General features: G+C 72.8%; 17 protein-coding genes. 13 read left to right on the top strand and 4 right to left on the bottom strand.

The window, feature by feature from the left end:
* The first annotated feature begins 46 nt into the window (after positions 1 to 46).
* The 7 genes from ACNNMR_RS28520 (at position 47) to ACNNMR_RS28550 (ending at position 8,859) form a co-directional block, all read left to right on the top strand.
* Entirely contained in the window at positions 47 to 622 is a 576-nt protein-coding gene (locus tag ACNNMR_RS28520; RefSeq protein WP_419997539.1) for a TetR/AcrR family transcriptional regulator, read from the top strand.
* Positions 623 to 740: 118 nt separating this feature from the next.
* Positions 741 to 2,333: an Hsp70 family protein gene (locus ACNNMR_RS28525; protein WP_420000507.1), complete on the top strand. Its 1,593-nt coding sequence runs from the start codon at positions 741 to 743 to the stop codon at positions 2,331 to 2,333.
* Positions 2,334 to 2,354: 21 nt separating this feature from the next.
* The gene (locus ACNNMR_RS28530) at positions 2,355 to 3,515 is read left to right on the top strand and encodes a tetratricopeptide repeat protein (RefSeq protein WP_419997540.1); all 1,161 of its coding nucleotides are present in this window, start codon (positions 2,355 to 2,357) and stop codon (positions 3,513 to 3,515) included.
* Positions 3,515 to 4,093: a nucleotide exchange factor GrpE gene (gene grpE / locus ACNNMR_RS28535; RefSeq protein ID WP_419997541.1), complete on the top strand. Its 579-nt coding sequence runs from the start codon at positions 3,515 to 3,517 to the stop codon at positions 4,091 to 4,093. Before ACNNMR_RS28530 ends, grpE begins: the two co-directional genes overlap by 1 nt.
* Positions 4,094 to 4,111: 18 nt before the next feature.
* Positions 4,112 to 6,070: a caspase family protein gene (locus tag ACNNMR_RS28540; RefSeq protein WP_419997542.1), complete on the top strand. Its 1,959-nt coding sequence runs from the start codon at positions 4,112 to 4,114 to the stop codon at positions 6,068 to 6,070.
* 4 nt (positions 6,071 to 6,074) lie between these two features.
* Positions 6,075 to 8,258, top strand: a complete 2,184-nt coding sequence (locus ACNNMR_RS28545) for a hypothetical protein (protein ID WP_419997543.1) — start codon at positions 6,075 to 6,077, stop codon at positions 8,256 to 8,258.
* A complete protein-coding gene (locus tag ACNNMR_RS28550) occupies positions 8,155 to 8,859 on the top strand; it encodes a CHAT domain-containing protein (protein WP_419997544.1) in 705 nt (234 codons plus the stop codon). Before ACNNMR_RS28545 ends, ACNNMR_RS28550 begins: the two co-directional genes overlap by 104 nt.
* Before the next feature lie 35 nt (positions 8,860 to 8,894).
* Here ACNNMR_RS28550 and ACNNMR_RS28555 read toward each other — a convergent pair whose 3' ends face one another.
* On the bottom strand, positions 8,895 to 9,743 hold the full coding sequence (locus ACNNMR_RS28555) for an NAD(P)H-binding protein (RefSeq protein WP_419997545.1): 849 nt from the start codon (positions 9,741 to 9,743) through the stop codon (positions 8,895 to 8,897).
* 79 nt (positions 9,744 to 9,822) lie between these two features.
* Between ACNNMR_RS28555 and ACNNMR_RS28560 the strand changes: the two genes are divergently transcribed.
* The gene (locus ACNNMR_RS28560; RefSeq protein ID WP_419997546.1) at positions 9,823 to 10,452 is read left to right on the top strand and encodes a hypothetical protein; all 630 of its coding nucleotides are present in this window, start codon (positions 9,823 to 9,825) and stop codon (positions 10,450 to 10,452) included.
* Here ACNNMR_RS28560 and ACNNMR_RS28565 read toward each other — a convergent pair.
* The gene (locus ACNNMR_RS28565; protein WP_419997547.1) at positions 10,449 to 11,747 is read right to left on the bottom strand and encodes an APC family permease; all 1,299 of its coding nucleotides are present in this window, start codon (positions 11,745 to 11,747) and stop codon (positions 10,449 to 10,451) included. The genes ACNNMR_RS28560 and ACNNMR_RS28565 overlap by 4 nt on opposite strands.
* Positions 11,748 to 11,818: 71 nt before the next feature.
* On the opposite strand from ACNNMR_RS28565, the gene ACNNMR_RS28570 reads away from it, so the two are divergent.
* Complete coding sequence (locus ACNNMR_RS28570) at positions 11,819 to 12,820, top strand: helix-turn-helix domain-containing protein (protein WP_419997548.1); 1,002 nt, start codon at positions 11,819 to 11,821, stop codon at positions 12,818 to 12,820.
* On the opposite strand, the gene ACNNMR_RS28575 is transcribed toward ACNNMR_RS28570, so the two are convergent.
* On the bottom strand, positions 12,817 to 13,566 hold the full coding sequence (locus ACNNMR_RS28575; RefSeq protein WP_419997549.1) for a MerR family transcriptional regulator: 750 nt from the start codon (positions 13,564 to 13,566) through the stop codon (positions 12,817 to 12,819). The genes ACNNMR_RS28570 and ACNNMR_RS28575 overlap by 4 nt on opposite strands.
* Positions 13,567 to 13,648: 82 nt before the next feature.
* Positions 13,649 to 14,404: a PIG-L deacetylase family protein gene (locus ACNNMR_RS28580; RefSeq protein WP_419997550.1), complete on the bottom strand. Its 756-nt coding sequence runs from the start codon at positions 14,402 to 14,404 to the stop codon at positions 13,649 to 13,651.
* Between the two features lie 147 nt (positions 14,405 to 14,551).
* Here ACNNMR_RS28580 and mgtE point away from each other — a divergent pair, with 147 nt between their 5' ends.
* The 4 genes from mgtE to ACNNMR_RS28600 all read left to right on the top strand — a co-directional run bounded on the left by mgtE (position 14,552) and on the right by ACNNMR_RS28600 (position 17,621).
* Positions 14,552 to 15,904 carry a magnesium transporter gene (gene mgtE, locus ACNNMR_RS28585; protein WP_419997551.1) on the top strand — a complete coding sequence of 451 codons (1,353 nt, stop codon included), beginning with the start codon at positions 14,552 to 14,554 and terminating at the stop codon, positions 15,902 to 15,904.
* A 91-nt stretch (positions 15,905 to 15,995) separates the two neighbouring features.
* A complete protein-coding gene (locus ACNNMR_RS28590; RefSeq protein WP_419997552.1) occupies positions 15,996 to 16,748 on the top strand; it encodes a GntR family transcriptional regulator in 753 nt (250 codons plus the stop codon).
* Between the two features lie 130 nt (positions 16,749 to 16,878).
* Positions 16,879 to 17,070 (top strand): SPOR domain-containing protein, encoded by a 192-nt coding sequence (locus ACNNMR_RS28595; RefSeq protein WP_419997553.1) that lies wholly within the window; start codon positions 16,879 to 16,881, stop codon positions 17,068 to 17,070.
* A 158-nt stretch (positions 17,071 to 17,228) separates the two neighbouring features.
* Complete coding sequence (locus ACNNMR_RS28600; RefSeq protein ID WP_420000508.1) at positions 17,229 to 17,621, top strand: ATP-binding protein; 393 nt, start codon at positions 17,229 to 17,231, stop codon at positions 17,619 to 17,621.
* Positions 17,622 to 17,719 lie beyond the last annotated feature (98 nt).

Here is a 17,719-nt window from a genome sequence, read left to right on the forward strand (position 1 = left end):
CATAGCTCGTACATTCCCGTACGAGATAGCGGGTTACGATGGGCGCATGACGACCGCCCGCCCCCGCCGCGCCGACGCCGAGCGCAGCATCGCCCGCATCCTGGCCGCGGCCCGCGCCCGCCTCGCCGCCGACCCGAGCGCCACCACCGACGACATCGCGAAGGCGGCGGGCGTCGGCCGGATGACGCTTTACGGCCATTTCCGCACGCGCGCCGAGCTGGTCGAGGCGGCGATGGTGGACGCGCTGCGGGCGGCCGAGGAGCCGCTCGCCGCCGTCGACCTGGAGGGGGAGGCGAAGGAGGTCATGACGCGGCTGCTCGAGTCCAGCTGGGAGCTGGTCGCCGAGTCCGGGGCGCTGCTGGACGCGGCGCAGGGGGTGCTGCCCGCGGGGCGGCTGCGGGAGCTGCACGAGGGGCCGGCGAAGCGCGTCGAGGAGCTGGTCGAACGCGGGCGGGCGGAGGGCGCGTTCCGTACCGACCTGCCGACGGTGTGGCTGGTCAGCGTCGTGCACTACATCCTGCACGGGGCGGCGGCGGAGCGGAGCGCCGGGCGGCTGGCGGCGAGGGAGGCCGGGCGGGCGGCGGTGCAGTCGGTGCTGTCCGTGCTGTCGGCGCCCGCGTAGCCCTGAAGATCCTTGACAGCGTTCGGCCGGTTGTGAATCAACTTGGCTCCACCTGTGTTCAGTTGCTGGTTTGATGGAACCAACGGCCGAGTGGCGAGGGGGAGTCAAGTTGACGCGCGTGGTGGGTATCGACCTGGGCACGACGTATTCGGCGGTCGCGGTCGCCGACCGGTCGGGGAGCCCGTCCATCGTCCGTAACCGCGAGGGCGAGAACATCACCCCCTCCGTGGTGATGTTCCAGGGCGACACGGTCGTCGTCGGGTCGCAGGCGAAGCGGTCCGCGGTCACCGCGCCCGATGACGTGGTGCAGTTCGTGAAGCGGTACATGGGCGAGACCAACCCCGTGTACCAGTCGGAGTCCGGCACCTCGTACCGCCCCGAGGAGATCTCCGGGCTGCTGCTCAAGCGGCTCAAGGAGGACGCCGAGATGATGCTCGGCGAGCCGGTCGGGCAGGCGGTCATCACCGTCCCCGCGTATTTCGACGACGTCCGCCGCCGGGCCACCCAGGACGCCGGCAAGCTGGCCGGGCTCGAGGTGCTGCGGATCGTCAACGAGCCGACCGCCGCCGCGCTCGCCTACGGCATCGCCGAGTCGGAGGGCGAGGAAGCGGCCGACATCGGCACGGTCCTCGTCTACGACCTGGGCGGTGGCACCTTCGACGTCACCGTCATGAAGGTGGTGGACGGCGACTATGAGGTGACCGCGACCGACGGCGACCGCAATCTCGGCGGCTTCGACTGGGACGGCGCGCTGATGAACTTCCTCAACGACGCCTTCATGGCCGCGGGCGGCCCCGACCTCAACGAGGACAGCGCCCTGCAGGCCGAGCTCCGCGACAAGGCCGAGATCGCCAAGCGCACCCTCTCCAACGCCCCGCAGTCCGTCGTGATGCTCTCCGCCGGCGGCAAGCACGAGCAGATCCGCATCACCAGGGAGAAGTTCGAGGAGATCACCGCCGAGCTGCTCGACCGCACCCGCATCATCACCGAGGGCGTGCTGCAGGAGGCGAAGCTCGGCTGGGACGGCATCGACAAGGTGCTGCTGGTCGGCGGCTCCACCCGTATGCCCATGGTCCAGGCCCTGATCGAGCGGCTGTCCGGCAAGGAGCCGGAGCGCGGCATCAGCCAGGACGAGGTGGTGGCGCTCGGCGCCGCGCTGGTCGCGCTGGACGCGGCGGTGCGGAAGGAAGAGGCCGAGCAGAAGAAGAAGTATGTGGGCAGCGGCGCCGCCATCGAGTCCGCGCCCGGCGACGGCCTCGCCCGGCTCACCAAGGGCAAGGTGAAGTCCATCAAGGACGTCACCTCGCAGTCGCTCGGCATGGTCACGACGAAGGAAGCGAACCGCAACGACCAGTACAACACCGTGATCATCCCGCACAACACCTCCGTGCCGGCCAAGAAGACCGACACCTTCTACACCCTCGACGACCAGCAGTCGCGGCTGCGGGTGCAGGTCACGGAAGGCCACGACGAGGACCTCGACTACGTCAAGATCGTCGGCGAGAGCACCCTCGACATCCCGCGCTACCCCGCGGGGGCGCCCATGGAGGTCACCTACTCGTACGACGTGGACGGCATCATCCACGTCGAGCTCAAGGACGGCACCACCGGGAAGTTCATCGGCGAGTTCGAGCTCGACCGGCCCGACAACCTGGGCGCGGAGGAGATGGAGGAGCTCACCGATCGTGTCTCCCGCGCGTCGACCCTTTAGCCTCCCGGAGCGCCGCTCACCATGACGACCAACGACGTACCCGACTACTACGCGGAACTCGAGATCGAGCCCTCTACGGCCCACGACCAGCTCCCCACGCTGCTCGACAAGGCCTTCCGCACCTGGTCGAGCCGGGCCAGCCGGGCTCCCGACGCCGCGAAGCGGCGGGTGGCGGAGGACAAGGTCGAGCTGGTCGGCGAGGCGCGCAAAGAGCTGCTCGACCGCGCCAGGCGCGGCGCGTACGACCGCAGGCTGGCGCAGTCCAAGCAGCCGCCGACGACCGGGCAGGCGAAGCCGCCGCCGCGGAAGACGTCGCCCCGGAAGACCTCGCAGCCTCGCCCCCAGCCCACCCAGGGCGGCCGGAACTGGACGGCGGAGGCCATCAAGCGGGTGGAGCAGGGCGATCCGGAAGGCGCGCTGTACGAGCTGCGCCAGGCCGTCCACCACAACGACCGCGACGCCGACGCCTGGCGGCTGCTCGGCGCCATCCACCTCGACCAGGGGCTGCTCGCCGACGCGCTGCAGGAACTCAAGCGGGCCCTGGACCTGGATCCCCGCAACCTCCTCGCCCACACCTTCATCGCGCAGGTGTACGCGCAGAGCGGCCGGCACGTCGACGCGGCCGAGTGGGCGCTGAAGGCCGTGACACTGGCCCCCGCCGACTTCGACGTCCGGGTCGGCGCCGCGAACAGCCTCTACACGGCCCAGCGTTACGACGAGGCGCTGCAGCAGTACGAGCAGGCGCTGATCAGCCGCCCCGACGACACCGTCGTCAAGGACCAGGTCGGCCGCATCTGGGCGCTGCGGGCCGAGGGTGCCATGACCCTGCATCCGCTTCAGCAGCGCTTCGTCGTGCCCTCCCCGGAGAGCGCCAAGCACGTCATCCACTGCGTGGACCAGGCCCTGGCGGTCGGCGTCGCGGACGGCGGCCTGATCAGCAAGCTGACCGGCTACCGCGCTGCCGCCCTGGCGGCGCAGTCCAAGACCTGGAAGTGGCACAAGAGCATGGCCGGCGTGATGGTGGTGTGCTTCGTCCTCATGCTGACGCTGCCCGGCCTGCTCAGTACCCTGGCCCTCTTCGCGTTCATCGGCGTGCCCGCCGCCATGGGCATCAAGCCGCGGTGGCGGCACACCCGCAACGACCTGCCGGTCCACATCAGGCCGCCGATCGGGAGGATCTGATGACCTCTTCGCCCGCATTCCCCGACCGGCCTGACCACGACCCCCGGCTGCCGCTCGACCCGGAGCCGGCCCCGGCCCCGCCGCCCGCGCCGCCGGAGCAGGGCCCCGACCCGTTCGCGGTGGTCGCCGACGCGGTCGACGGCATGCGCGAGGAACTGGCCGCGCTGGGCGACCAGTTCCGCCGCCGCCTGCTCAACGACCGCGAGGCCCGCCGCAGCCTCGACGAGCTGCACGGCGAGCTCGACCACGCCCGCAAGGACGCCGAGGGCCGCACGCTGCAGCCGCTGCTGTACGACCTCGTCCTGCTCCTGGACCGGGTGGACCGGCACTCCGAGCGGGACGACGAGTTCGCCGCCTCGGTGGCCACCGAGCTGCTCACGGTCATGGAGAAGTACGGCATGCAGCGCATCCCCGTGACCCGCGGCCCCTTCGACCCCGCGGTCCAGGAGGCCGTCGGCGCCCTCACCGCACTGGCGCCGGAGCAGAACGGCGAGGTCGCCGAACTCGTCCGGCACGGCTACCGGATGGGCGAGCGCCTCGTCCGGCCTCAGCAGGTCCGCGTCTACACGGCGCAGTGAGGGGCGGGCCCGTAACGCATGGGAACCGTCTACGCCCTGCTGATCGGCGTCAACGCCTATCCGGCGGGCCGCTTCGCGTCGCTCGGGGGCTGCCGTAACGATGTCGAGGACGCGCGCTCGCTGCTGGCCGCGCGGCTCGGGGAGCGGCTTGTCGTACGGGAGCTGCTGGACGGTGATGTCACGCCGGAGGCGGTCGAGGACGGTATTCGGGGGCATTTGGGGCGGGCGGGTGCCGGCGATACGGCGCTGTTCTGGTACTCGGGGCATGGGAGCGAGTTCGCGGTCACTGACCCGGCCTGGCTGGCGATCGAGGCGACTGGGCGGATGCAGGCGCTGGTCTGCGGGGATGGGCGGCCGCTCATCGACAAGCGGCTCGGTGCGCTGCTGAACGGGGTGGCGGCGGGTGGGGCGCACACCGCTGCTGTGCTGGACTGCTGCTTTTCTGGCGGTGCGACCCGTGGCGGCCCGCACCTCACTGTCCGGTACACGCCGCCCGATCCGGCGTGGAAGGAGCTCGTGGGGCGGGCGGCTGTGCTGCCATCCGGGTCGGAGCAGGCGGGGCAGCACGTGCTGCTCGCCGCCAGCAGGCTCGATCAGTACGCGGCCGAGAGCTCGTTCGGCGGACGCCACCATGGGCTCTTCACCCGCGCGCTGCTCGATCGGCTGGCCGCGCGCGGCCAGGCCCCGTCGTACCGAGAGCTGCACGCGGCCCTCAACGCCCAGGTCCAGAAGTGGAATACGCGGCAGCACCCGGTGCTGTCACCGGTGGCCCCCGGCGGCCCGGCGGACCAGCCATTCCTCGGCGGCCTCGGGGCACGGACGCCGAGCGCGCACCTGCTGCGGCACGGACGGGACGGCTGGGAGGTCGACTGCGGCAGCGGGCACGGCCTCGCGGGGGAGGCGGGGACCGAGTTCGCCGTGACCACCCCCGCCACATCCGCGGCCCCCGGCGCGCGCGGGCAGACGGTCCAGGCGAGGGCGGTGTTGGCGAAGGCGGTGCAGCCGGAGCGCACCCTGGTCGAGCCCGCCGGCTGGCAGCCCGCCCGCGACGAGGTCTACCCGGTCGCGCTCTCCGCCCTCGCCCTGCCCCCGGCCACCGTCACGCTGTCCGCCCCCGGCCGCCCCGACACCGTACGGGCGCTGACGCAGGCGCTGGACGCGGCAGGCCCCGGCGGCGGCCCCTCGCCGCTGCTCCGGCTCGTCCCCGGGCCCGAGCAGGCCGGTGACCTCTGGTTCCGGGTGGAGGTGCACCAGGGCGCGGCCCATGTGCTGCGCCGCGACGGCTCCGCCTTCATCGAGCCGCTGCCGCTCGCCGGGCCGGACGACGCCCACCGGCTCGCGGCCTGTCTCGTGCACCTCGCCCGCTGGTACCAGCTGCGGGACCTGGAGGCCCCCGCGTACTCCCCGCTGCGCGAACGCGTGCGCGTAGAGGTCGCCGCGGGCAAGGGCGAGGCGCCGCTGGCGCCGGACGGCGGCGGCGAGATCGTGCGCCGGTACGCGTACGGGCCGCAGGGGCTGATCGCGCCCCGGGTGTCGATCAGAGTCCGGCACGACGACCCGGGCGCGCACACCCCCCGCCCGCTCTGGTGCGTGCTGCTCGATCTCACCGACGAATACGGCTGCCATACGGGCCTGTTTCCCGGCGGCTTCGTCGGCGCCGGGCACGTAGGACACGCCTTGGACGGCGCCGAGGTGCAGCTGTCGCTGCCCGCGCGGCGGGCGCCGGTGCCGGGGGCGTACGCGAGGGACTGGCTGAAGGTCGTCGTCGCCGAGGGCGAGCTGAACACGCTGCCGTTCCAGCTCGACGCCTGGGACCCGGCGGCCGCGCTCAACCGCGCCGCCGGGGAACGGCCCGGCGGTCTGCTGCGCTTCGAGCCGCCGCCGGACGGCAGCCGGGTCGCGGGCCCGGTGCCGGCCGGCGGGCCCGGGCAGTGGGCGACGCACACCGTCCAGGTGCGCACCGTGGTACCGGGGTAGCGCGATGGCCGGCCCCCAGGACCTCGAACCCCTGCTGCTCCGCATTCAGGCGGAGTTCGGCCCGCGGGCGGCCGTCACAGAGGAGTACGCGCGCCGGTGGGCCGACCTGATCGCGGAGCACGCCGGTGCCGCGGATGCCACCGCCGCCTTCGAGGGATACTACGCGGACTGGCGGGGCATGCCCGCCGCGGCGCCTCAGCGGGCGGTGTTCGCCGGGTATCTGCTGCAGCTCGTACCGCTCATGCGGCTGCACGGGCCGTGCTGCACACCCGTACAGCAGGAGGAGCTGCTGCAGGCCGCGCTCGAGCATCCGTACGCGGAGTGGCGGGCGAGGATGCGCGGCGTGGACGGCTTGGCGGGGCTGCAGGACCGGGCGTCAGGGCAGCAGGAGATGACGCGCAATGACGACGCCATGGAGCGGCTCGGCACCGCCGCCGCCGAGCTGACCGCGCGCGGCGATCCGGCCGGCGCGGGCATGGCGCTGCTCCGCGCCGCCGCCCGCGCGGAGCAGGCGCAGCAGCACGGCGGGCTGGCGGAACTGGAGCGGGCCACGGCCGAGTTGGCCGAGGTGTGCGGGAGCGGCGTGCTGCGGCCCGACGAGGAGCTGTACTACCGCTGCTACGTCGCCACGCTGCGGGCCGAAGGCGCGTACCGCAGAAAAGACGAGGACGCGCTGGCCAAGCACATCCGCGAGCAGCAGACGGCGCTGGCCAGGCTGCCCCGGCACTACCCGGACCGGGCCAGCGTCGAGGCCGGCCTGGCGAACGACCGCGACAAGCTGCGGATGCTCGTCGCCCTGCGTACGGGCCGGATGCCCGACGCGCGGCCGGGGCCACGGCGCAGCGTCGCCCACCCCGGGCCCGGAGCCGGTCCCAACGACCTCATGGCAGCGGCCCAGATGGCCACCGGGCAGGCCATCTTCGCCCGCGACGTTTCCGGCCTCGACGAGGCGATCGGCCTGCTCGACGAGGCGCTGCCGCAATGCCCGGAGGGCAGCGCCCCATGGATCCGGTGCAACACCGCGCTGGCCTCCGCGCACCTGCTGCGGTCCGAGATCGTCCGGCAGCAGCACGGCGGCCCGCTCCTCACGGTCACGCGGGCCGGACGGGAGGTGCTCACCCACCTCGACCAGGGGATCGACCTGCTGCGCCTGGTCGTACGGGCGGCCGGCGGGCCCGCCCACCCGCACTGGCCCATGATCGGCACCAGCCTGGCGGACGCGCTGCGCCTCCGCGCGCACGCGCTTCCGCCGATTCGGGCGGCCGCCGCGCGCCGGATGCGGGCGGAGGCGCGGGAGTTCGGGCTCGCGGCGCTGCAGGGCTACGCCTGGTCGGCGCTGCTGCAGTCCGGCACCGAGCATGCGACACAGGCGGCGAACCGGGCGATGAGCCGGTGCCTGGACGTCGCCCGGTACTGCATCGACGACGGTGAACTGGGCGATGCGGTCACGGCCTTGGAGGGCGGCCGCGGGCTGGTGCTGCATGCGGCGCGGGTCGCCGCCACGGTCCCTGACATGCTGCGGGAGCTGGGCGAGGGGGAGCTGGCGGAGGAGTGGCGGCGGGCGGGTGCGCCGGCGCCGGAGCCGGAGGCGGGCCTGGCGGATCCGCGCTCCGCGCTGGATACGGGCGGCGGGCCTGATGTGCCGCTGCGGCGGCGGGTGCTGGAGGTGCTCGCGGCGTCTCCGTACCGCGACCGGCTGCTCGCCGCCCCGTCCACCGCCGAGGTCGCGGAGGCGCTGCGGGCGCTGCGGGCGGATGCCTTCGTCTATCTCGTGCCGGCGGGGGAGCGGCCGGAGCGGGGTGGGGCGGTGCCAGGGGCGGCGGTGATGGTGGGGGCGGATGGGGGCGCGCGGGCGGTGGAGCTGCCGGGGTTGCGGCTTGATGCGCCGGAGCTTACGGGGTACTTGGCCGTCGGGAGCCCGAGCTCGGTGCCGCGGGCGGCGCGGGTGGCGGGGCCGGTCGAGGGTGGGCCGGAGGGGCGGGCGCATCCGGAGGCGGGGGAGGCGCTGGAGCGGTTGTGCGGATGGGCTTGGGGCGCGGCGGTGGGGGAGCTTGCGGAGGCGCTCGGGCGGCGCGGGGGTTCGGGTGCTGGCGCGCCGGCCAACGGGCTGCGATGTCGCCGCGCGCACCCACACCGGCGAGGCGGCCGCAGCCGCCCCCGCCCTCGTCGTCGGCAACCCGACCGGTGACCTCCGCCACGCCGACGAAGAAGCCCAGGCCATCCAGCGCGTCTTCTACCCGGACGGCAGCCACCTCGACGCCCGCGACGCCACCGCTCCACAGGTACTCGCGCGGCTGCGCGGCGGGCGCATCGGGACCGTACACCTGGCCTGCCACGGCGTCGTGCAGCCCGGCCGGAAACACAGCGCATACCTGGCGCTGGCAGGCAACAGCCGCTTGGTCGCGGAGGAACTGACCGAGGCGGCGGAGCCGGGCGGCGGGCTGGACCTGGTGTGCCTGGCGGCGTGCTGGAGCAATGTGTCGGGGCGAGGGTACGACGAGGCGTACAGCCTGGCGACCGCCTTCCTCGCCGCCGGTGCGCGCACGGTGCTCGGATCGCTGTGGCCGGTGCCGGACGAAGCCACCTCACTGCTCATGTACATGGCCCACCACTACCTCCGCCGCGAGTCCGCATCCCCGGCGGCGGCCCTCCGCCAGGCCCAGCTGTGGATGCTCAACCCGCATCGCCGCCCACCACCGGACATGCCGGCGCAGCTCGCGAACCGAGTACGGATGATCCGGTCACAGGACCTGGCGGGTTGGGCAGGCTTCACACATCAGGGCTGGTGATCAGGCCGAGCTCAGCTGAAGCCAGCCCGCCGAGCTCAGCTGAAGTCCCCCACGTGGTCCGCGACCCACTCCCGGTACGTACGCCCCGGCCGTCCAAGGATCTCCGCGGCGGCCGGGGACACCGGCTCCGGCTCGACGACCATCTGCCCGTGCGCCTCCACGATCCCCCGGGCGTAGTGCGGCGGCAGCCCCTGCGCCTCGAGCGCGGCCACCGCCTCCGCGTCCGGCATTTCCTCGAACCGCAGCTCCCGGCCGAGCACTTCGCCGATCGTGCGCACCTGCTCGTCCTGGGTGAGCGTCTGAGGACCCGTCAGGTGCGGGGCCGCGCCGGCGAGTTCGCCGGTGGTCAGCGCCCGTACGGCGACGGCCGCGAGGTCCGCCTCGTGGACCAGCGACCGGCCGGCCTTGGCGTGCGAGGCGCGCACCACGTCCCCGGCGCGGACCTGGGCGGCCCACCCGAGCGTGTTGGACGCGAAGCCCCCGGCCCGCAGCAGCGTCCACTCCACCCCCGAGGCGCGGATCGCCCGCTCGATCGTGGTGTGCATGCCCGGGATCCCGGGCTCCGGCTCGACCGAGTCGTCCTCGGTGACCCCGGCCGCCGACAGGTAGACGACGCGGCGGGCGTGCCGCGCCACGGCGTCGATCACCGGGGGCGCGGCGTCCGCGCTCGTCAGCGGCCATACGAGGAAGACGGCGTCCACACCCCGTAGCGCCGCTTCGACGGAGGCGATGTCGGTGAGGTCCCCGCGCACCACCTCAACCCCCGCGGGCAGCCCGGCCGTCCGCGGATCACGCGCCAGAGCGCGCACCTGCGCGCCCGCGCTGTGCAGCTGTGCGACGGCCTGTCGGCCGACCTTGCCCGTGGCGCCGGTCACCAGAATCATTGCGGTTCTCCTCGCTGGATGGTGCGGTACGTCGCGTCCACCCACACGGTGCAACCTGAAGGAAGGTCGAGGTCAAGCGATGACGTTGTCCGAGCCCGCACCCGCACCCGAGCCCAGCCCGTACGTCCGCAGCCTCCCGGTCGGCCAGCCGCTCCCCATCCCCGAGGCCGTACGGGAGTGGGACATCCTCCCGCTGACCGGCGACCTCAGCGTCAAGCCGCTGCGTCCGCCGGTCCTCCCGGAGCCCGCCCGCGTCGGCGAGGACAGCACGGCCGGCTGCGACTCCTGCGCCCTCTCCGATACGGACACGCTGTGGGCGGACGAGCACTGGCGGGTGTCGCCGCTGCCGGATTCGGCGAACACGGGCATCCCCGGCGGCGCCCTGCTGGAGCCCCGCGCCCACCTCGACCTCGGCGAGCTGCCCATGGAGCGCATGGTCGAGCTGGGCCCCATGATCCAGCGCATGGAGCGCGCCCTGCTGTCGCTCGGTGGCATCGCCCGTGTGCACGTGAACCGCTGGGGCGAGGGCAGCCGCCACTTCCACCTGTGGTTCCTGGCCCGCCCAGCGGGCATGCCGCAGCTCCGCGGTCCCTTCCTGCCGCTGTGGAACGAGCTGCTGCCCCCGCTGCCCGCCGCGGAACTCGCCGCCGTGCACCGCACGATCGCCGCGTCGCTGGCGGCGGACGGCGGGGTGGCGTACGCCCTCTAGGCGGGGAAAGACCGGCGGCCCCTGCGCCGCCACTGCACCCACCCCACCGCCGCCCCCGTAACCGCCAACGGCCACAGCAGATACGGCCCGCTGGCCACCAGCAGCGCCCCCACCGCGCCCAGCGCCGCCCACGCCGCCGCCCGCCCCTTGCTGCCGCGAGGCAGCAGCCGCAGCGCCGCGGCGACCCCGATCGCGTACACGAGCACGAACGACCCCGTCGTCAGCAGCACCAGCGGCTTCGTCCCCGCCCCGGTCGCCGTCACCGCCGCCAGCGATACGAAGCTCAGGCCCGAGATCAACGCCAGGCTGCGGCGCGGCACTTCACCGGCCGCGCTGCCGCCCGCCAGCCGCGCCGGGAGCGCGCCGTCGCGGGCCAGGGCGGCGCCGAGCTTTGCGGCGCCCGCGAAGTAGGCGTTCATGGTGCCGAGCGTGAGCAGCAGGGCGGCGACGGCCGCGAGCAGCCGGGCGGGACCGCCGAGGCCGTGTGCCATCAGATCGCCCAGCGGGGCATGCGAGTCGGCCGCCGCAGGCCCGAGCACGGCCACGACGGCGAAGGCCACCGACAGATACAGCACCCCGACCAGCGCCACCGCCGCCCCGGTGGCCCGCGACAGATCCCGCGCCGGCCGCCGGAACTCGCCCGCCAGATGCGTAATCGCCTCCCACCCCGCAAAGCTCCACACCAGCAGCGCGGCGGCCGGCGCGACCGAGCCCCAGCCGTGCGGGGCGAAGGGGGTGAGGTTGGCCGTATCGGCCTCGGGGAGGGACAGCGAAACCGACAGGACAAGGAGCGTCACCAGCAGTGTCGCAAGCGCCAGTTGGAGCCGCCCGGTCAGCCTGAGACCCACGGCATTCGTCCCGGTCACCGCGGCGACCAGCGCGGCCGCGGTCAGCGTCGTCGTGGTCGTACCGCCGCCAAGGGCCGACTCGACGTACGCCCCGCCGAAGAGCGCGGCCGCCGGGGCGCCCGCCGGAATCGCGAAGTAGAAGCACCAGCCGACCACCGTCGCCGAGCGCTCGCCGAAGGCCAGCCGGGCGTACGTCGACACGCCCCCGGCATCCGGATGCCGCGCCCCCAGCGCGGCGAAGGTTGCGGCCAGCGGGATGGACGCCAGCACCAGCGCCGCCCACGCGATCAGCGACGCGGGCCCCGCCGTGTCGGCGGCGAGCGCGGGCAGCGTGATCACGCCGGTGCCGAGCACGGCGCCGACGTACATCGCGGTGCCCTGCGCGGCGGTGAGCCGGCCGGCGGGGGCGGTGGTGCTCGTATCGAGCGTCGTCTCGGTCGAGGTCATGCGATCAAGCCTCGGCGGCGGCCCGTATCCGAGCCATAGGCGGAAATGCCTATGTGCGCTAAATTCCAGCCATGGGCAGTCCACACGTCGTCGCGGTCGCCGTCACCGACGCCACCGCCACCTTCGAGCTCGCCGTCCCCTGCGAGGTCTTCGGCCTCGACCGCAGCGACCTCGCCGACCCCTGGTACGAGCTCCGCCTGTGCGCCGCGCAGCCCGGACAGCTCACCACCGCCGCGGGCCTCATCGTGCCCACCCCGTACGGCCTCGCGGACCTGGCGGATGCCGACACCGTGGTGGTCGCGGCCGCCACCCGCTCCGTACAACTCGACCCGCCGGCAGGCCTGGTCGCCGCGGTGCGCAAGGCGTACGAGGCGGGGAAGCGGATCGTCTCGCTCTGCTCGGGCGCGTACATCCTGGCCGCCGCGGGCGTGCTCGACGGCCGCCGCGCGACGACCCACTGGATGAACGCCGGCGACTTCGCCCACCGCTTCCCCGCGGTCCGCTTCGAGCCGGACGCGCTCTACACCGAGGACGGCCAGGTCCTCACCTCGGCCGGCACCGGCGCCGTCATCGACATGTGCCTGCACCTGGTCCGCCGCGACCACGGCTCCGCGGTCGCCAACGAGATCGCCCGCCGGATGGTGGTCCCGCCGCACCGCGAGGGCGGCCAGACCCAGTACGCGAAGCCGCTGCCGCGCCCGGTGACCCGTACGAACGGGGACGACGACGGCCTCGCCCCCGTCCTGGCCTGGGCCCGCGACCGCCTCCACGAACCGCTCACGGTCGCGGACCTGGCCCGCCGCGCCCACCTCGCGGAGCGCACCTTCGCCCGCCGCTTCCGCGACACCCTCGGCGTCACCCCGCTGCAGTGGCTGCTGCAGGAGCGGGTCCGCCTCGCCCAGGAACTCCTGGAGACCACGGCCGACCCGGTGGAGACGATCGCCCGCCGCACAGGCTTCGGCAGCGCCGCAAACCTGCGGCACCACTTCGGCCTGCGGACGGGCGTCTCACCGCAGACGTACCGGCACGTCTTCCGGGACCGGGCGACGCTGAGGCCTGAGCTGAAGACCTAGCTCATGCTCCGCTCGGCATAGACCTTCAGCGCATCACGTACGAGCTCGGACGTGCCGGCCGCGTGCTTGTCGTAGTTGTCGCCGTAGCGCGGATCGTCCACGAACAGGTCGCCGATGCAAGCGACGTACTCGCGCGTCACCTCGACCATCCCGCCCGACCGCATCCACGCCACCTGCCGGGCCGCGATCGCCTGGGCCACCTCGCCGTCCGCCGCCTCTCCGGCGGTACGCGCGGCGCCCCAGTCGCGGGCGATGTCCTCGTGCTGCTTCTGGAAGGCCTGCTTGTCTTCCTCGGTCAGCGACTTCCACCACCGGTCGCCCTTCTCCCAGGCGTCCTTGCCCCAGCGCTCGGTGACCTCCTCCTCGTACTGGGAGTGGTCGAAGCCGTCCAGTACTTCCTCAGCCATCAGCTGTTCTCCTTCCTCGATCTTCCGCAGCGTCGTCTTCACCGACTCGATCTGGCGCCCGAGGCGCCCGCGCTCCCGCTGCAGGAGCTCGAGGTGATCACGGAGGGCCGTCGCCTCGTCCTGCTCGCCGGCGAGCACGTCGCCGATGGCGGGCAGGCCGAGGCCCAGCTCGCGCAGCAGCAGGATCCGCTGCAGCCGGACCAGGCACCGCTCGTCGTAATAGCGGTAGCCGTTCGCCGCCACCCGGCTGGGCACGAGCAGCCCCAGGTCGCCGTAGTGGCGCAGGGTGCGGCTCGTGGTCCCGGCCGAGCGGGCGATCTCCTGGATGGACCACTCCATCGCGAGCTCCGTTCTCTTCCTCGCGGTCGGTGATTCCACCGTAGAAGTTGACGTTACGTAAAGGTCAAACAGCTGAAATGGGTCAGCGGGGATACACCTGGAAGCCCACCGCGTACTCCGCCCCGACCTGCTCACCCGTGGCCGTCATGAACTGCCGGAGGAACCCGCGGGCGTACTCGGCCGGCTCCTCCTTCACCCCAAGACCCTCGATATACGCCTTGTGCTCGGCCAGCGAGGCGACCGCCGCGTCCACATCCGCCTCCGCGACCGCGGTGGCATGCGTCCCGTACGGCGACCCCGCCACCGCCACCCAGCGCACCCCGCCCCACGGTTCGAGGCCCTGCTCGCGCACCAGCTCCGGGAAGATCCAGCGATTGCCCGCGTCACCCGCTGCGTCCAGCACGGCGCGGCCGACGGCGCGGTGGTCGGGGGTGTTCCACCAGCCGTCGCCGCCCCACGTGTCGTGGTGGTTGAGGGTGATCAGCAGCTCCGGGCGGTGGCGGCGGATGGCGGCGGCGATGTCGCGGCGCAGCGGCAGGCCCTCCTCGATCACGCCGTCCTGGTGGTCGAGGAACTCGAGCGCGCTCACCCCCACCACACCCGCGCTCGCCCGCTGCTCCTCCTCGCGCAGCCGCGCGCAGGTCTTCGGGTCCAGCCCGTCGATACCCGCCTCGCCGCGGGTGACGAGCAGATACGTGACCTCCTTGCCGGCCTTCGTCCAGTGCGAGATCGCGGCGGCGGCCCCGTACTCGAGGTCGTCGGGGTGGGCGACGATCGCGAGCACCCGGTCGAAGTCCTCGGGCATCGGCTTGAGCTTCTGATCATTGGTTGCGTTCATGGCGGGCTTCCCTCCCTGGCGAGATGGCCTGTTACGGCGCGCCGCTCACGCTACCGACCCGGTCGGCCGCCCCCCGCGCGCGACAGCATGATCACCCGCGTACGGTGATCGCGGGGGCGACGCGACGCAGGGCACGGAGGGGCAGCTATGCCGACGGATGCGCACCCGGACGTCGATGCGGAGCTGCACGAGCTCCTCGCCGGCGGCGACGTGGCGCACCTGCAGCACTGGCTCGCACAGCACCCGCCGCACATCATCGCCGACGAACTGGCCCGCGCCGACGAGGTGCACGCCGTCCTGCTCTTCCGGCTGCTGCAGAAGGACGAGGCGGTCGAGGTCTTCGAGGAGCTCGACCCCGGCGACCAGCAGAAGATCCTCAGCGGGCTGCGCGAGCCCGCCTTCCACGACATCGTCGAGGAGATGGACCCGGACGACCGGGCCCGGCTGCTCGGCGAGGCCCCGGCGCACTTCACGCAGCGGGTGCTCTCCGGGCTCAGCCCGCACGAGCGGCGCCTGACGGCGGAGCTGCTCGGTTACGACCAGGGCGCCGTCGGCCGCTACATGTCCCCCGAGACGGTGCTGCTCAAGGAGCACACGACCGTCGCAGAGGCGCTCGCCCGGGTGCGGGCGGTCGGCGCGCACGCCGAGACCGTCTACACCCTCCCCGTCGTCGACGCCCAGCGCCGGCTCACCGGCGTCGTCTCGCTGCGCGACATGGTGCTCGCCGACCCGGCGCAGCAGCTGAGCGAGTTGGTCGACACCGAGTTCGTACGGGTCAGGGCCGACGACTCCGCGGAGTCCGCGGCCCGCCTGATGCAGGAGGCGAACCTCCTCGACCTGCCGGTGGTCGACAGCGAGAACCGGGTGGTCGGGCTGCTGACGATCGATGACGCGCTGGAGGTCATCGAGGCCGCGGACACGGAGGACTTCGCCCGGCAGTCGGCGGCCCAGCCGCTCGAAGGCCACTATCTCGCGGCCGGCGTCTTCAAGATCGCCCGGTCCCGTATCGTCTGGCTCTTCCTCCTCATCGTCGCGGCGACGCTGACCGCGAAGGTGCTGCAGGCCTTCGAGGGCGAGCTGGAGCAGGTCACGCAGCTGGCGGTCTTCATCCCGCTGCTGGTGGGCACGGGCGGCAACGTCGGCGCCCAGGCGGCGACGGGCGCGGTGCGCGCACTGGCCGTGGGCGAGCTCCGCCCGAGCGACATCTTCAAGATCGCCTGGCGCGAATGCCGGGTCGGCTTCCTGCTGGGCGTCGGCCTGGGCGCGGTGGGCTTCATCCTGGCGACGGTGATGACGAACAGCGACATCGCCCTGACGGTCTCCCTGTCCCTGGTGGCCATCTGCTCCTGGGCGGCCGTGGTGGGCGCCAGCATGCCGCTGCTGGCGAAGCGCCTGGGCATCGACCCGGCGGTGATCTCCGCACCCCTGGTGACGACGCTGGTCGACGCGACGGGCCTGGTCATTTACTTCCTGATCGCCCGCGCGGTCCTCGGCCTCTAGGTCTCACCGTCCGTAACTCTCTGCCCCAAGCTTGCAGCCGTGCACCCAGAGTTGCCAAGCTGTCGCGCACTGTCAAGCTTTGGGAGGGCATGTGCCTTTCGGTGAGCTGCCCGCATACCTGAGGGTGGCGGGCGACCTGCGCAAGAAGATCGTGGGCGGCGAGCTCGCCCCGCACTCCCGGCTGCCCTCCCAAGCCCGCATCCGCCAGGAGTACGGCGTCTCCGACACCGTCGCCCTGGAAGCGCGGAAGGTGCTGATGGCCGAGGGCCTCGTCGAGGGCCGCTCGGGCTCCGGCACGTACGTCCGCGAGCACCTCGCGCCCCGCAAAGTCGCCCGCAGCGGATATCGCACCATCGCCGGCTCCAACCCCTTCCGCCAGGAGCAGGCCGACGACCGCGCCAAGGGAAGCTGGGAATCCCGCAGCGAGCAGGAGGAGGCGACCCCGGAGGTCGCGTCCCGGCTGCAACTCAATCCAGGGGAGCGGGTGATGCGCACGTCGTACGTCTTCCGCTCCGCCGGCGACATCGCGATGCTCTCCACCTCCTGGGAGCCGCTCGCGCTCACCGGCCGCACGCCGGTGATGCTCCCCGAGGAGGGCCCGCTCGCCGGCCGCGGCGTGGTCGAGCGGATGGCGGCCATCGACATCATCGTGGACAACCTGGTCGAGGAGGTCGGCGCCCGCCCGGGCCTGGCCGAGGAGAACCTCACCCTGGGCGGCGTCCCCGGTCGTACGGTGCTGGTCGTGGCCCGCACGTTCTATGCGTCGGGTCGGGCGGTGGAGACCGCGGACGTGATCATCCCGGCCGACCGGAACCGGGTGATGTATCACCTTCCGGTCAAGTAGCCTGCTGTAATCGAACAAAGTAACGCTCTCGTCACCGTGTGCCGTAAACCCATATCCAATGCGTGAAGGCCAGGCGTAAGCTCCGGCATATGCGACGGATCGGAGGGGGCGGCGAGGCGGTGTTCGGTGGATGAGTGACGGCGGCGGGGCTGTCCTCCCCTGGGCCGTCATACGCCAGGACGACAACGGCAACCGGTACCGCGTCGGCAGCTATGCCACCCGCGCGGAGGCGGAGCAGGTGGCGTCCCGCTTCGACGACAAGGGGCACAAGCAGCTCTATCTCGTGGAGCGGGTGAGCCCGTCGGATTCCGGCCAGGGCTGATAAGGCTGATATTTTCCCTCTAAACCGGGTATGCATGTAGTAATCCCCACAAATCGGACGTCAAGGCTCCGGATGAAGCCAGTGGGTCGCATCCCGGGATGTGGTCAGGCGTGAGCAATGCTGCAGAGGCGGCGGGTCCCCTTATCGGCCCGCATGCCATGGTGCCGCCTGACGGTCCCGCCGAGTGGACCTTCCCCGCCGACCCCGGCGCCGTACGCACCGCCCGCGCGGTAGTCCGCGAAACCCTCCGCGCCTGGGGCCTGGACTACGCAGTCGACGTCACGGTCCTCCTGGTCAGCGAACTCGTCACCAACTCCCTCCGCTACGCCAGCGGCCCCATCGGCGTCCGGCTGGAGCACCGCCCCCTGGCCGACGCCCTCCTGGTCGAGGTCTCCGACCCGCTCCCCGGCGAGCCGCGGGTGCGCAACGCCGGCCCCGAGGACGAGGGCGGGCGCGGGCTGCAGCTGGTCGCCGACTCGGCCACCAACTGGGGTACCAGAAAGGGCCGGACCGGCAAGACCGTCTGGTTCGAACTGCCCCTTGCTCCCTGAGCTGTCCGGTTCATCCGGGACACATGGTGTGAGTGCGGTAACGGTGAGGTTCGGATAGCCGCTGACCGGTTAGAAGTGACAAGGAGTACGCGCAGGTC

Source organism: Streptomyces boninensis (assembly GCF_048572725.1).
Classification (GTDB): domain Bacteria; phylum Actinomycetota; class Actinomycetes; order Streptomycetales; family Streptomycetaceae; genus Streptomyces; species Streptomyces boninensis.